Here is a 14,608-nt window from a genome sequence, read left to right on the forward strand (position 1 = left end):
AACCCGACAGAAACGCAGCCGTTCGACGTCGTCGCCATGGGGGAGATCCTCCTCGAAGTGGCCACCGACGTCCCGTTCGGGCACGGCGTTCCGGCGCAGCTCGGCATCTCCGGCGACGCGCTGAACGTCGCAGCGGCTGCCGCGGCGGCCGGCGCCCGCACCGCGCTGCTCGCAGTACTGCCCGACGACGACCTCGGCCAGGCGGTCGCCGCCCGCATCGCTGAACTCGGCATTTCCACCGAACTGCTGAAGTTCCGTCCCGGCCAGCAGGGCGTGTACCTGGTGCACTGCGACCCGGACGGGCAGCGCGAGTTCTCCTACGCGCGCAGCGGCAGCGTCGGCTCCACTCTGGGGCCGGACGACGTCGATCCCGAGGTGTTCGCCGCGGCAGGCGCCGTGATTGCCGGCGGCATCGCCTGCGCCATCTCGGCCACCTCCCGTGCCGCCGTCTTCACGGCCGCGGAGGTTTCGCGCCGGTTCGTCTTTGACCCGAACTACCGCCCGCGTCTCACCTCCCTGGAGGACGCGGCGGCGGCCGTGGTTGAACTGGCACCACAGGCCTTCCTGGTGACGCCGTCCTTCCCGGGGGAGACGTCGGCGCTGCTGGGGGCGTCCTCGGCGCAGGAAGCTGCCAAGAGGCTGCGCTCGCTGGGCACCGCCAACGTCGCCGTGACCTGCGGGGCCGAGGGAATCCAGCTGGAGAGCGGCACCGAGAGCGCGTGGATCGACGCCATACCTGCACCCGCAGTGGTGGACCAGACCGGTGCGGGCGACGCCTTTGTGGGCACGCTGACCGCGCGGCTGGTGCTCGGTGACAGCCTGGCCGAGGCTGCCCGGTATGGTGCGGCCGCAGCATCGCTCGTGGTGGGTGGCAAGGGCGGCACCGGATTCATTCCGAGCTTTGCGCAGACCCGCGCCCACGCACTGGGGAATCACGCCCTGGGGGAGCAGGCCGTGGGGACACCCGAAGGAGAGCTGTCATCGCACGCCTGAGCAGTGCCAACATCAGCGCCGCCAACGTGGGCGGCGCCAATCTGGGCGTTCCGGGTGACGGCAACCCCGCCGGTTCGGCTGAATCCCCGGGTACCGCATTCCCCGGGGACGCGCTCCGGGCCAAGGGACTGAAGCCCGGCATCGTGCACCTGGGCCTCGGCGCCTTCGCCCGCGCCCACACCGCGGTGTTCACCGAGAACGCCATGCTGGCCACCGGAGAAACCGGGTGGGGGATCACCGGCGTCACCCAGCGCTCGGATACCGTGGCCCGGCAGCTCGCGCCGCAGGACGGCCTGTTCACGGTGGCCGAACGTGGCGAAGGCGCGGCACCGCTCCGGGTGGTGTCAAGCATCGTGGACGCCATCTCCGGACGGGACAACCCGGCCACCGTCGTGGACCGGATCGCCGCGCCGGACACGCTGGTGGTCACACTGACCATCACCGAGAAGGGCTACCGGATCGACCCCCGCACGGGCTCCCTCAACACCGCGGATGAGGAAATCAGGGCTGACCTCAGGGGACGGGCGCCGCTCACGGCCATCGGCCAGATCGCCCGTGGCCTGCAGCAGCGTGCCCGTCACGGGGCCGGACCGCTCACCGTGGTCTCATGCGACAACCTTCCCGGCAACGGCGAACTGACCCGGAACCTGGTCCGTGCGTTTGTTGCGGAACTGCCGGCAGCGGAGGCCGAACCGCTCACCGCCTGGCTTGACGCGAACATCGCGTTCCCCAGCACTATGGTGGACCGGATGGTGCCGGCCACCACGCCGGCTGACCTGGACGCCGTCGAACGTGAACTGGGGCTGCGGGACGAGGCCGCCGTGGTGGCCGAACCGTTCATGCAGTGGGTCATCGAGAACAACTTCGCCGCGGGACGTCCGCGGTGGGAGGACGCCGGAGCCCTGTTCAGCAGCGACGTCGCGGCCTGGGAAGCGGCGAAGCTCCGGCTGCTGAACGCAAGCCACTCGCTGCTGGCCTATCTCGGCCTGGCCGCCGGCAAGGAGACCATCAGCGACGCCGTTGCCGAGGAAGCGTTCTTTACCGCCGCCCGGCGCATGATGGCCGAGGACGTCCTGCCCACCATCACGCTCCCGGAGGGGCTGGACGCGGACGGGTACTGCGCCCAGGTGCTGACCCGGTTCGCCAACCCCGCCCTCGGCCACACCACGGCCAAGGTGGGCAGCGACGGGTCACAAAAGATCGGCCTGCGCCTGCTCAGCACCGTGCGCGGCAATCTCGACGCCGGCCGCGAACCCCGGTGGGCGGCGCTCGCCGTAGCCGCATGGATGCGGCACGTGGCCACCACGCCCGCGGACCAGCTGAACGATCCGCTGGCCGCCCAACTCCATGCGGCGCTGCCGGCCTCGGCGGCCCCGGCCGACGTTGTCCCCGCGCTGCTGGCGTGCCGCAGCGTCTTCGACCCCGAACTCGCCGGGCACGCCGGTTTCGCGGACCTCCTCATCCATTGGTACAGCACCATCGACACGCACGGGCTGGACGGCCTGAGAAAAGAGATCAACCATGGCTGACGCCACCAGCGTTTTGAACATTTCCCCGGTGATCCCGGTGGTGACCATCGAGGACCCGCAGCATGCGGTTCCCGTTGCCCGGGCCCTGGCCGACGGCGGCATCCGCATCATCGAGCTGACCCTGCGGACGCACACGGCGCTCACCTCGCTGAAAGCCATCGCCAACGAGGTGCCGGACATCCTGGTGGGCGCCGGTACCATCCTCGCTCCCGGCCAGGCCGACGCCGCCGTGGCAGCGGGCGCGCAGTTCCTGGTCAGCCCCGGCGTCACCCCCGCGCTGCTGGACCACATGCTCTCCCTCGAGGTGCCGGTGCTTCCAGGCGTGGCCACGGTGGGCGAGGTGATGGCCGTGCTGGAGCGGGGCCTGGACACCATGAAGTTCTTCCCGGCCGGTCCTGCCGGCGGACCATCGTACCTGGCGGCCATCGGAGCGCCGGTCCCGCAGGTGACGTTCTGCCCGACTGGCGGCATCAGCCTGGCCACGGCGCCGGACTACCTCAAGCTGGCCAACGTCAACTGCGTCGGGGGCAGCTGGCTGACGCCGCGCGCCGCCGTCGAAAGCGGGGACTGGCAGCAGATCACCGAGCTGGCGCGGGAAGCGGCAGCCCTGGCCTGATGAAAGTTGCCCCGGTTCTACTTGACCGTAGATCTGCTTCGCGGAGGCGCGTAGAGTCGGGAAAGACCGGACCTAAAGCCGGTCGCAGCCTGAACAGACGCACAATCTAAGGAGTTCATCATGAACTTGGGCAACATGATCAGGAATGCCGCAGGACGTATTTCCGGACGGACCACGAACGGAACGACCGGGGGATACACGCGGGGCACCAGGCCCTACACCACGGGACGGACCTCTTCCATGGGCCGCGGCCGCACCGCCGGAGGATTCAGCGACAAGATCCGCCACATGCTCAACAGGCACTGAGTAATTAGGCGCCAGGTTATTCGGCGCCGAGTCAACAGGTGCCGAATTGCCATGCCCGCGTCGCCATGACTGAATGGCACCGTGAGCGAATTGCACGGGGAAGCCGCGGGTGAATCTGCCGGGGACCGCATGGCCGGCGAACCATCTGCCGGCGATCAAGCAGTCCACGGTGACGCACCACTGTCAGAACGGATACGAAAGGCCCTGGGCCGCAGCAACCCGGTGTTTGCCGCGGCCACTATCTCCGCAGGGGAGGTTGCCGTGGCGAGCCACGGCGCCTCCCTTGCTGCTGACTTTGAGATCGGCTCGGTTTCCAAAGGGATCACCGGGCTGCTCTATGCCGACGCCCTGGGCCGCGGCGAGCTCAGCCAGGACACCACGCTGGGCGAGCGGCTGCCGCTCGGCGACTGCGCTGCGGCAGGGGCGACGCTGGCGTCCCTGAGCCGGCACTCCTCAGGGTTGCCGCGGCTGCCCCGGCAGGCGGGCACACTCCGGCGCACCCTTGCCCTGATGCTGCGCGGCACCAATCCGTACGGTGAAACTCTGGCGGAACTGCTCGAGCAGGCCCGCCGTGCGAGTCTGGGATCCCCGCGGCCGCGCTACTCCAACTTCGGCTTCGAGCTCCTGGGCCATGCCGTCGCTGCCGGTGCAGGGTTGAGCTTCCAGGACCTTCTCCACGAGCGGCTCGCGGTTCCGCTGGGGCTCGGTTCCGTCTACGCGCCGGCCACTGCCGCTGAGGTGCGCCCGACGGCGGTCACCGGCCGGAGCCGCGCGGGCAAAGAAATGCAGCCGTGGACCGGTGAGGCGGTTGCCCCGGCCGGCGGGATCCGTGCCTCCATCACCGACATGGCCCGGCTGGCGCAGGCCCTGCTGGATGGATCAGCCCCCGGCCTGGCCGCGCTGGACCCGGTGGCGAACTTCGCCGGGCCGGCCGCCCGCATCGGTGTCGGCTGGATGACCCTGAACGCGAAAGGCCGCGAGGTCACCTGGCACAACGGAGGCACGGGCGGTTTCCGCTCCTGGGTGGGCCTGGACCGGAAGGCGGGGGCCGCCGTCGTGCTTCTGACCGCGACGGCGGCACCCGTGGACCGGCATGGCTTCCGGCTCCTGGCGGAGCTTGCGGGCGCGGGCGCGGGAACCTGACGTTGGCGGCCTACTTTTCGCCGGCCCGCTCCAGGGCCTGGTCATGCTCGGCGTGGGCTTGGCGGATCAGGTTCATGAACTCGGTCTCGTTCCGGATGAGCCGCTTGTACTTCTCCGGCAGCTTCTTCAGCTCCTGCTCCTCGCGGATCAGCTTGTCGAAGATCCGCTCGCGCTCGGCGATGTCCGTCTCGTAGTTGAGGTCCACGTAGGTGGTGGCGTGCCGTTTGGCGCCCGAGACCATGGTCTTGGCCTTGCCCTTGGGGCTGAGGACGGAGCCGATGATGGTGACGGCGAGCACGCCGAGGATCACGCCGAGCGACGTGCCGGTGCTGATTTCGACGACGTTGACGTGTTGGCCGTCGTTGATGAACGGCAGGTTGTTCTCGTGCAGGGCGTGCAGGATCAGCTTCACGCCGATGAAGCCGAGAATGGCGGCGAGCCCGTAGGCGAGGTAGATGAGCCGGTCCAGGAGCTCATCGATCAGGAAGAACAGCTGCCGCAAGCCCATGAGGGAGAACGCCGTGGCCGTGAAGACGATGAACACGTTCTGCGTCAGGCCGAAGATGGCAGGGATGGAGTCCAGCGCGAAGAGGATGTCCGTCCCGCCGATGGCCACCATCACCAGGAGCATCGGGGTGAGGACCCGCTTGCCGTCCACCTCGGTGAAGAGCTTGTCGCCGTCGAAATGCTCCGAGGCGGGCAGGAACTTTTTGGCGAGCCGGACCACGAGGGTTTCGCTGTCGTCGTCGTGGTTGTCCGGCCTGAGCAGGTTGCCGGCGGTGACCAGCAGAATCAGCCCGAAGATGTAGAACACCCAGGCGAAGCTGTTGATGAGCGCGGCGCCGAGGAAGATGAAGCCGGTCCGGGCGAGCAGCGAGAAGACGATGCCGAACAGGAGCACCTTCTGCTGGTCGGCGCGCGGCACCTTGAAGCTGGTCATGATGATCAGGAAAACGAAGAGGTTGTCTACGGACAGCGCCTTCTCCGTCACGTAGCCGGCGAAGTACTCGGTGCCCATCTTGGAACCGCCGAAGAACCACACGCCGAGGCCGAACACGAGGGCAAGGCCCACGTAGATGGCCGACCAGGTGGCGGATTCCTTCAGGGACGGGGTGTGGGCCTTGCGGACGTGGAAGAAGAAGTCGAAGGCCAGGAGCGCGACGATTCCGGCGACCGTGAGAATCCAGACGATAGGGGGAACTTCCATGCTGCCTCTTTCCTGAGCGCTGAGGGCGGGGCGATGCGGGGCGCGGCGGAGAGTGCGGGCTGGCAACTCTCCTGGGTGGAACACTCGCCGGGCTTGTCCTCCACCCTACCCAGTACGCGCCGCCGCCCCGCAACGGTTACCCCCTAAGCGCGGCGCTCAGCCATACATCAGCGAGCCCGGCGTGGTGAGCTGCTGCCCCGTCTCCAGCCAGGTCTTCAGGCCGGAGAGGATCATCGGCCAGCCGCCGTAGAGCTGCTCGTTGGCGCCTTCGCGGAGCTGGTCGTGCGTGACGGTGAGGTGGCAGGAGTCGTCGCCCACCGGTTCGATTTCCCACGTCACCCGGGAAGTGCCCTCGGCCTTGACGTCCTCGCCCCAGAGCGCGCGCATGGTCTGCACCAGCCGGTGCGGGGGATCCACCTCCAGGTTTTCGCCCTCGCCCAGGAGCTCCCCGGCTTTGGGGTTGCCCATCTCGAAGCGGGAGCCCGGCGTCCAGTCCGACTTCAGCGTGTTCCCGAACTGGTACTTGCTGCGGATGTCGCTGTCCGTAATGGCTTCCCAGAGCCGTTCCGGGGTCGTCTTGATGTAGATTTCGAAGATCTTTTCCATGGGACTTTCCAATCGGGTCTTGAGGTCGCTTAGCGCAGCGGCCCATGGTTCTGCATATTTGCTCACCCAGCGGTCGTGGACGAGCCTGATGGGCACCGGATTGAGGAAGTGCAGTTTCTCGCGGCCGCGGCGCCGGGTCACCACGAGGCCCGCCTCCTCCAGGATCTTCAGGTGCTTCATGACGCCGAAGCGGGTGATCTCGAACCGTGCCTCCAGCGCGCTGAGGGTCTGGCCGTCCTCGCGGAAGAGTGCGTCCAGCAGGTCCCTGCGGATGGGGTCGGCGAGGGCCTTGAATACGGCGTCCACATCGTCAGGATAGGTGACTATTTGGTCACATGTCAACGGCTGCCGGTTCAGCCGGGCCCTAGCCCGCCACCGTCTCCTTCGCCGCCTGCGATGCCGCCATCCATTCGCTGAGCCACGGCGCCCGGACGCTTGAGGTGATCCGGCAGTCGGCCACGAAGGTTCCCCTGGCGCCGGCGTCGATCCAGTCCGTGAGCGCAGAGAGGTCCGCCAGCGAGCGGATGATTGCCGACTCGGCCCCGAGTGCGCGGGCGATGCCGCTGAAGTCCACTTCAGGGATCAGCATGGGCTTTTCGGTGAGGCCCTTTGAGCCGTACTGGTGGATCTCGGCCCCGTAGGCGGCATCGTTGTAGATCACGACGACGGCGCTTCTTGCCGCACCCACGAGCGATTCCAGGTCGGACAGGCCCATCAGGAATCCGCCGTCGCCCGCGGCCAGCACCAAGGTGGCGTCGTCGTCCACCGCCCGGGCGGCCCCCACGGCGCTGGCCAGGCCGAGCCCGATCGCCTGGTAGGCCGTTCCCACCATGACCAGGTCCTGAGGGCGCGGGATGCGCCAGTACATGGGTGCCCAGCCCAGGAAGTGCCCGCCGTCCTGGACCACGGTGCGGCGTTCCGGCAGGACCGCATCCAGTGCCGTGGCAAGGGCCCGGGGGTCGAGGCGGCCGTCCGGGGTCTCCGTGGTGCCGGGGTGGTGGCAGGGTCCCTCGGCCAGCCGCTTGTGTGCTTCCGCGCGCCAGGCCTCCGGTGCACCGGCCCGTGATGCGGCGGCCCCGGACGGGGAAGCCGCGGATGGGGCGGCGTTATTTAGCAGCCGGAGGATTCGGCCTGCGGCGGCTTTCGCGTCCGCACTGACGAACAGGTCCACCCGCGGGTGCGTCGGCTCCAGGGCGGTATCGATCTGAATCACTGTGGCATCCGGGCCGATCAGGTGGCCGAAGCGCATGGTGAAGGAACTCAGGCTAGCTCCCGCCACGAGCACCACGTCCGCCTCGCCCATGAGCCCGGCGGCGGTATCGGTGCCGAAGCCGCCCGCGACTCCGAGGTACCCTTCGCCCTGCAGCAGGTTCAGGGCCAGTGCGGTCCCGGCCGTGAGCGTGCCGAGGCGGTCGGCGAGTTCCCGGAGCTCGGGCCCGGCGCCGGCGAGGTGCGCACCGCGGCCGGCAAGGATGAGCGGCCGCTTCGCGCCGGCCAGCAACTCGGCCGCCCGTCCGAGTCCCCCGTCGACGGCGTCCGGAACCGCAGCCGCCGGCGGTGCGGGAAGCTCTTGCGCTGCCGCCTCAAGGGCGGCCAGGTCGTGCGGTATGGCGATCACGACGGCGGTCCGCCGGGCAAGCGCGTACTGCACCGCTTCCTGCACGATGGAGCCCGCGGCTTCCCGGGTGACCGTGAAGGTCGCCGCCCCCAGCCCGGCGGCGATGGCCGCCTGATCCACGTCCCAGGGCCGGGCGCCGCTGCTCGGAGCGTCCCCGGTGACGAGCACAACGGGGATCTGCGCCTGGACCGCCTCGGCGAGGGCCGTCAGGGCGTTGGTGTAGCCGGGGCCGTACGTGGTGGTTCCCGCCGCGAGGCGCCCGGATGCCCGGTAGTAGGCGTCCGCCGCCGCGATGGCGGCACCTTCATGGCGTACGGCCGTGAAGCGGAGGCCCACCTTCTCGGCGGCGTCCAGGAAGTAGACGTTCCCGTTGCCCATCACGCCGAACACATCGCTGAGATAGCTGCTGAGAACCTGCGCCACGCGGCCCGACACTGTAGTTGAAGTCATGCAGGAATCCTCGGATTCAAAGCACCAATAGGCAAGAGAGGATGAATCAGTTGGGCTAATTGTCAGTTGCAGGAGGAAACAATGCGAATATGCACAGCTGTGGTGCGCATCACCGGTGCTAATCCGATGAGCGGGATTCCTGCTGCGACAGTCGGTTCAGGAGGCCCTCGAAGCGGGGCGGCATGAGTTCCAGGACGGAGATGGCCGTGCTGGTCCGCTGGATCCCGTCGATCCCCAGGATCTGGTTGGTGATGCGGTACAGATCGGCCGTGTCCCGGGCGACCACTTTGGCCATGAGATCCGCGTCCCCGGTGGTGGCATGCACCTCGATGACCTCCGGAATGGCTGCGAGTCCGTTTTCCACCGAGCCCGCGCGGGTCTGGCTGATGGCCAGGGAAAGGAAGGCCATCAGGCCGTAGCCGAAGGCGGCCGGATCCAGCCTGCGGCTGAAGGACCTGAGGGCGCCCCCGCGCTCAAGCTTCGCCAGGCGCGCATGCACCGTGTTCCGTGCGACGCCGAGTGTCCGGGAAAGTGCCAGGGCGCTGGCCTCGGGGTCCTTGTCGAGGGCCAGAATGATCCTGGCATCCAGGGAATCGAAGGTGCGGGGATTGGAGATGGTCATATTTTCACCACAGACATTAGAAGTTGAGCAGAAATCCCACGGCAGTCAGCGTATCTTGCAATGTGCTCCGGGTCACTTCCATGATCAAGCCTCATGACCACTGACCAGATCCTGACGGCTGCCGAAACCGCGCTCCCCACCTTGCGTGCGGCGGTCTCCGGCCTCCCGGCCTACGTCCCCGGCCGGCGCGGCGCCGGCATGGACATCGCAACACTCGCCAGCAACGAAAGCCACTACGAACCCCTGCCCGCAGCGGCCGCCGCGGTGGTCGAAGCGGCAGGCGGGATGAACCGCTATCCGGACATGGCCGCCGTCGAGCTCCGTGAACGGATCGCCCGGCACCTCGCCGTCAGCACGGAGGAAATCGCGGTGGGACCCGGCAGCGTCGGCGTCCTCCAGCAGATCATCACCGGGCTCTGCGACGCCGGGGATGAAGTGATCTTCGCGTGGCGGTCCTTCGAGGCCTACCCCATCCTGGTGGAGCTGGCCGGCGCCCGGCCGGTCCGCGTTCCGCTGGACGATGCCGAGGGCCATGATCTCGACGCCATGGCCGCCGCCGTCACCGAACGAACCAAGCTGATCCTCCTGTGCACGCCCAACAATCCGACGGGCGTCCCCATCAGCCACGAACGCCTCGAGGCTTTCCTCCGCTCCCTCCGCTCCGACATCCTCGTGGTGATCGACGAGGCCTACGTGGAATACGCCGAAGCAGGCAGCGGCCCCGACTCCCTGGCGCTCTACCGCGAGTACCGGAACGTCTGCATCCTGCGGACCTTCTCCAAGGCCTACGGTCTGGCCGGCCTGCGCGTGGGGTATGCCGTCGCAGCTCCGGGCATCGCGGAGGGGCTGCGCCGGACCGCCATACCGTTTTCCGTGACCGCCCTGGCCCAGAAGGCTGCCGTCGCTTCACTGGACGCGGCCGACGAGATGCAGGCGAGGGTCGCCGCCGTCAAGGAGGAGCGCTCGCGGTTGGCCGCACAGCTGGAAGCCCAGGGCTGGAAGCTGCAGCCAAGCCAGGGCAACTTCCTGTGGATCCGGGCGGATGATGACCTCCGGGCGACGCTCGTGGCCGCATTCGACCAGGCAGACATCCTGGTCCGCGCATACCAGGGCGACGGCATCCGGATCACTGTTGCCGACCCCGCCTCCAACGATCGCGTCCTCCAGGTGATGAAAGCCGTCCTGGCAGCCCACACGGCCTGAAAGCCCCGCCCGTTCCACCTTTACCCGTTCCATCTTCAACCGTTCGACAAACAACCCAGAGGAACCCCCATGGAACAACAGACAATGACGTCTGCCCCGGCGCTCGGCGCCGCCCTGAAACCCCGCCAGCTCACCATGATGGGACTCGGCAGCGCCATCGGCGCGGGTCTCTTCATCGGCTCGGGCGCCGGCATTCAAGCCGCCGGCCCGGCGGTGCTGATCTCATACCTGGTCGCCGGCACCCTCATCATCCTCGTGATGTGGGCCCTTGGCGAGATGGCTGCCGCCAACCCGGACAGCGGCGCCTTCTCCGTCTACACCGCGCGGGCCTTCGGGCCGGTGGCCGGTGCCACGGTGGGCTGGCTCTGGTGGCTGCAGTTGGTGGTCGTCATCGCGGCTGAAGCGCTCGGTGCGGCAGGCCTGCTTTCCACGATCTTCCCCGCCCTGCCGGTATGGCTAATGGCCTTCGTGTTCATTGCGGTGCTCACCGCCGTGAACCTCACCCGGGTGAAGAACTTCGGCGAATTCGAGTTCTGGTTCGCGCTGCTCAAGGTGGCCGCAATCGTCGGGTTCCTCCTCATCGGCGCCGCCCTTCTCTTCGGGTGGCTGCCGGGCGTCCAGTCCCCGGGCCTGGCCAACTTCACCGGGGGCGACTTCGCTCCGCACGGTTTCGCTGGAATCGCCACGGCGCTCTTCGTGGTGGCATTCGCCTTCGGCGGCACCGAGATTGTCTCGGTGGCCGCAGCCGAAACCCAGGATCCTGCCCGCAGCGTAGGGAAAGCTGTGCGCACGGTCCTCTGGCGCATCCTCATCTTCTACATCGGCGCGATCTTCATCATCGCGGCTGTGGTTCCCGCGGCCTCGGCGGGGCTGAAGAGCCCGTTCGCTGCCGTGCTGCAGGCCGCAGGCATGCCCGGCGCAGCCACCGCCATCACCTTCGTTGCCGTCGCGGCGCTGCTCTCAGCCCTCAACGCCAACCTCTACGGGGCGTCCCGGATGGCGTTCTCCCTCGCCGAGCGCGGCGAGGCGCCGCGTCCTCTCGCTTTCGTGTCCAAGGCCCGGGTCCCGGTTGTGGCAGTCCTGGCCAGCGTCTCCTTCGGAGTGGTCACCGCTGTGCTCGAGGTGGCCTTCCCGGAGAAGATCCTTCCCCTTCTGCTGAACATCGTGGGCTCGACGTCCCTGCTGGTGTGGACTTCGGCCCTGCTCGCCCAACTTGCACTGCGTCTGCGTGCAGACCGTGAAGGAACCGCCCTTCCGCTGCGGATGGCAGGCTTCCCTTGGCTGACGGGCCTTGGCCTGCTCATCCTCGCGGCCATCTTCACGGTGGGCTTCATCGGTGAGGATTCCCGTCCCCAGCTCCTGAGCACCTTCGGCCTCGTTGCACTCCTGGCTGTGGCGAACTGGCTGCACCACCGGTTCATGAAGCGCCCTGCCAACATCCCGGGCCGCGTGGAGTCCATGGAGCGCGCCGAGCCTCCGGTGCTCATCGACTGAAGCCACGGCCCCCGGAAGTCCTGACTACTCACGTCGCCAGGGTCAGCAGCTTTCCGTCCGTCACGGCCTGGCGGGAGAGCGTCTTGTAGCCCTCCTGCTCGAACAGCACGGTGATCACGTCCTCCTCGTGCCGCATCACGATGCCGGCGCCCCACTCCTTGTGCACCACGGCGGCCTGGAGCGGGAACGGTTCGCCGCCCGCGCCGGCCGCGGCACCGCCGTCGTAATCCTCCTCGTAGGCGGAACCGTCGGTGCAGTTGTCGCAGTTGCCGCACGGCTCGGGCAGGTCCTCACCGAAGTACCCCAGCAGGAACTGGCGCCGGCAGGCGTCGGTCTCCGCGTAGCCGCGGGCCATCTCGATCCGGGACCGGTCCACTCGCTGCCGGGCTTCGGCGAGTTCGACAGCGCGTTCCACCACATTGGGCAGTTTGGCGCCGGGTTCCAGCCGGACGCCGCGCTTGAGGGCCTTCACGGAACGGGTCTCCTGCAGCTCGTTCAGCAGCCCTGTCAGCCGGCGGCCGGGGATGCCGGTCTGCTCGGCGAGCGCCTTCTGGGTGACTGGGCCGTCGGCGGAGCGCAGGGCGGTGAGGACGGAGAGCAGCGCGTCCTCGTCCGGCTTGTGCGTGCCAAAGAACTTGCGCAGGCCGAGGTCCTCGGGCCGGTAGTGCAGCACGGCCGCGGCGGGCTGCCCGTCGCGGCCGGCACGCCCGACCTCCTGGTAGTAGGCGTCCAGTGACTCGGGGATGTCGGCATGGATCACAAAGCGGACGTTGGGCTTGTCGATGCCCATGCCAAAGGCAGTGGTGGCCACCACGACGTCCAGCCCGTCATCGAGGAACTGCTCGTGGACCTCATCCCGCTCGCCCTGCTTCCGGCCGGCGTGGTAGGCCGCGGCCCGCAGCCCCTGTCCGCCAAGTTCGGCGGCGTAGGTTTCGGTGTCCTTGCGGGTGGCGGCGTACAGCAGTCCCGGCCCCTTGAGCCCGGCGTGGAGTTCTGCCACCTGCTCCACGACGGCGCGCTGTTTGTCCCTGTCCTCCAGGTGCCGCACCACTTCGAGCCGGATGTTGGGCCGGTCGAAGCCGCGGACCAGCACCAGCGGGTCCTTCATGCGCAGGCGCTGCTGGGTCTCGTCGCGCACCGGGGGAGAGGCCGTGGCGGTCAGCGCGGCGACGGGCGGGTTGCCGAGCTGCCCGCGGACCTCGCCCAGCCGCAGGTAGTCCGGGCGGAAGTCGTGCCCCCAGGACGAGACGCAGTGGGCCTCGTCCACCACGAACAGCTGGACGTCCAGCGCCGCCAGCCGTGCCACCGTCTCGGTCTTGGCCAACTGCTCGGGGGCGAGGAAGAGGAACGCGGCCTCACCGCGCTCGGCGGCCTCCCACGCGTCCTCCACCTCGGAATCCTTCCGGCCGGAGTTGATGGCGACGGCGGACTCCCCGCCCAGGTCCTCCAGCAGGCCGTCCAGCTGGTCCTCCTGCAGTGCAATCAAGGGGGAGACCACGACGGCGGGACCGCGCCGCGCGCTGTTGCCGGCAGTGCCGCCGGGGTGATCCACGCCGCCGTGGCCGCCGTGCAGGAACAGTGCGGCCACCTGGTAGATCGCCGACTTCCCGTAGCCGGTGGGCATCACGGCGAGGATGTCGCGGCCCTGGACGATGGCGCGCATGCCGGCGAGCTGGCCGTCCCGGAGGTGGGGGAGGCCGAGGTTTTCGGCGGCGATGCGGCGGAGACCGGCGTCGGCGGCTCTATCGGTGTCGGCTTCAGATTCAGCGTCGGACGGGGCGTCAGTTGCGGGGGCGAAGGCTTCGGTCATGGCGGCAGCTCCGTAGGGGCGTTCCAGGGGCCGGGTGTCTTCAGCCGTGAACCCACCCTAGTCCCAGGCCCGCCCCGACGTCATGCCACCCGACCGGTCAGAGGGTGCGGGTGCCCCGCTCCGCCGCCGGGAACCTCGTATGGGAGTGGAACCGTGCGGTCGCATGCGCGGCCCTGGACTTGGGGATGATGATTTCCCCGTGGCCGCCGCGGCTCATGTCGCGGATGAGCCCTGTGCCGGCGATCTCCCTGGTGTGCGAGATTCCCGCAACAGCAGCCTGCTTGGTGGGGTACTTCACCGAGGTCGCCACCAGGGTTCCTGTGCCGTCCAGAAGCCTGACGCGGAAGCCGCCGTCCAAAGCATCGATGATTTCGAAGTGTCCAGCCATGGCAATTTCCTCCATTGGTTCTGCGTTTGCTGGTATGTCCCCTACGTACATTTTGGACCTTTCCCACCGAGAACGAACCGCCCGATTGTTGCTGGCGGACCGTGCCGCGTGGATTGGGAAGCAACGCGCCATTGAAGCCGGATTACCGGGGGAGGACAATGCAACTGCCATACACAGCCAAACCTCAAAGGAGCCGGAAATGGCTGGCGGACAGGGATTGATCAAGCGCTTTTACGACGAGGTACTGACGGGCGGCAATCTGACGCTCATCGACGAAATGGTGACGGACGACGTCGTCGACCACGAGGAGGGCTTACCCGGCCAGCCCCCGGGGAAGGAGGGTGTGAGGTTCTATGTGAACGCCATCAGGACCGCGTTTCCGGATCTCGCGGTGAAGACCTCCGAGCCGGCGCTCGCCGAGGGGAACCTCGAGGCCGCACACGTCATCCTGACGGGAACGCACCAGGGCGACTTCGCCGGGGTGCCGGCCAGCGGCAAGAGCGTTGAATTCTCGGGCATCGACATCATCCGCGTCGAGGACGGCAAGGTGGCCGAACACTGGGGATCGACGGACACGCTGGGCCTCATGCAGCAGATTGGGGCCGTGCCCAAGTAGGGCTGGG

The 14,608-nt window shown here is 68.3% G+C and carries 14 protein-coding genes; 8 read left to right on the forward strand and 6 right to left on the reverse strand.

The window, feature by feature from the left end:
* Positions 1 to 36: 36 nt before the first annotated feature.
* The 5 genes from AC5RWD_RS00715 (at position 37) to AC5RWD_RS00735 (ending at position 4,587) form a co-directional block, all read left to right on the forward strand.
* Complete coding sequence (locus tag AC5RWD_RS00715) at positions 37 to 993, forward strand: PfkB family carbohydrate kinase (RefSeq protein WP_494018326.1); 957 nt, start codon at positions 37 to 39, stop codon at positions 991 to 993.
* Positions 994 to 1,019: 26 nt separating this feature from the next.
* The gene (locus AC5RWD_RS00720) at positions 1,020 to 2,522 is read left to right on the forward strand and encodes a mannitol dehydrogenase family protein (protein ID WP_494018192.1); all 1,503 of its coding nucleotides are present in this window, start codon (positions 1,020 to 1,022) and stop codon (positions 2,520 to 2,522) included.
* The gene (gene eda, locus AC5RWD_RS00725; RefSeq protein ID WP_494018193.1) at positions 2,515 to 3,138 is read left to right on the forward strand and encodes a bifunctional 4-hydroxy-2-oxoglutarate aldolase/2-dehydro-3-deoxy-phosphogluconate aldolase; all 624 of its coding nucleotides are present in this window, start codon (positions 2,515 to 2,517) and stop codon (positions 3,136 to 3,138) included. Before AC5RWD_RS00720 ends, eda begins: the two co-directional genes overlap by 8 nt.
* 120 nt (positions 3,139 to 3,258) lie before the next feature.
* The gene (locus AC5RWD_RS00730) at positions 3,259 to 3,444 is read left to right on the forward strand and encodes a hypothetical protein (protein ID WP_494018194.1); all 186 of its coding nucleotides are present in this window, start codon (positions 3,259 to 3,261) and stop codon (positions 3,442 to 3,444) included.
* Positions 3,445 to 3,525: 81 nt separating this feature from the next.
* On the forward strand, positions 3,526 to 4,587 hold the full coding sequence (locus AC5RWD_RS00735) for a serine hydrolase domain-containing protein (protein ID WP_494018195.1): 1,062 nt from the start codon (positions 3,526 to 3,528) through the stop codon (positions 4,585 to 4,587).
* 10 nt (positions 4,588 to 4,597) lie between these two features.
* Here the strand turns inward: AC5RWD_RS00735 and AC5RWD_RS00740 are convergent, their stop codons facing one another.
* The 4 genes from AC5RWD_RS00740 to AC5RWD_RS00755 all read right to left on the reverse strand — a co-directional run bounded on the left by AC5RWD_RS00740 (position 4,598) and on the right by AC5RWD_RS00755 (position 9,090).
* Complete coding sequence (locus AC5RWD_RS00740) at positions 4,598 to 5,794, reverse strand: TerC family protein (protein ID WP_494018196.1); 1,197 nt, start codon at positions 5,792 to 5,794, stop codon at positions 4,598 to 4,600.
* 156 nt (positions 5,795 to 5,950) lie between these two features.
* A complete protein-coding gene (locus AC5RWD_RS00745; protein WP_494018197.1) occupies positions 5,951 to 6,706 on the reverse strand; it encodes an ArsR/SmtB family transcription factor in 756 nt (251 codons plus the stop codon).
* A gap of 58 nt (positions 6,707 to 6,764) precedes the next feature.
* Positions 6,765 to 8,468: a thiamine pyrophosphate-binding protein gene (locus AC5RWD_RS00750; protein ID WP_494018198.1), complete on the reverse strand. Its 1,704-nt coding sequence runs from the start codon at positions 8,466 to 8,468 to the stop codon at positions 6,765 to 6,767.
* 118 nt (positions 8,469 to 8,586) lie between these two features.
* Entirely contained in the window at positions 8,587 to 9,090 is a 504-nt protein-coding gene (locus AC5RWD_RS00755) for an Lrp/AsnC family transcriptional regulator (protein WP_494018199.1), read from the reverse strand.
* A 93-nt stretch (positions 9,091 to 9,183) separates the two neighbouring features.
* Between AC5RWD_RS00755 and hisC the strand changes: the two genes are divergently transcribed.
* Complete coding sequence (gene hisC, locus AC5RWD_RS00760; protein WP_494018200.1) at positions 9,184 to 10,293, forward strand: histidinol-phosphate transaminase; 1,110 nt, start codon at positions 9,184 to 9,186, stop codon at positions 10,291 to 10,293.
* 69 nt (positions 10,294 to 10,362) lie between these two features.
* Positions 10,363 to 11,787 carry an amino acid permease gene (locus tag AC5RWD_RS00765; RefSeq protein WP_494018201.1) on the forward strand — a complete coding sequence of 475 codons (1,425 nt, stop codon included), beginning with the start codon at positions 10,363 to 10,365 and terminating at the stop codon, positions 11,785 to 11,787.
* Positions 11,788 to 11,815: 28 nt separating this feature from the next.
* Here the strand turns inward: AC5RWD_RS00765 and AC5RWD_RS00770 are convergent, their stop codons facing one another.
* Complete coding sequence (locus tag AC5RWD_RS00770; RefSeq protein ID WP_494018202.1) at positions 11,816 to 13,597, reverse strand: RecQ family ATP-dependent DNA helicase; 1,782 nt, start codon at positions 13,595 to 13,597, stop codon at positions 11,816 to 11,818.
* A gap of 97 nt (positions 13,598 to 13,694) precedes the next feature.
* Positions 13,695 to 13,985: a YegP family protein gene (locus tag AC5RWD_RS00775; protein WP_494018203.1), complete on the reverse strand. Its 291-nt coding sequence runs from the start codon at positions 13,983 to 13,985 to the stop codon at positions 13,695 to 13,697.
* A gap of 199 nt (positions 13,986 to 14,184) precedes the next feature.
* Here AC5RWD_RS00775 and AC5RWD_RS00780 point away from each other — a divergent pair, with 199 nt between their 5' ends.
* Positions 14,185 to 14,601 (forward strand): ester cyclase, encoded by a 417-nt coding sequence (locus AC5RWD_RS00780; protein WP_494018204.1) that lies wholly within the window; start codon positions 14,185 to 14,187, stop codon positions 14,599 to 14,601.
* Positions 14,602 to 14,608: the final 7 nt, after the last annotated feature.

The sequence above is a fragment of the Arthrobacter sp. CMU6 genome (assembly GCF_059090205.1).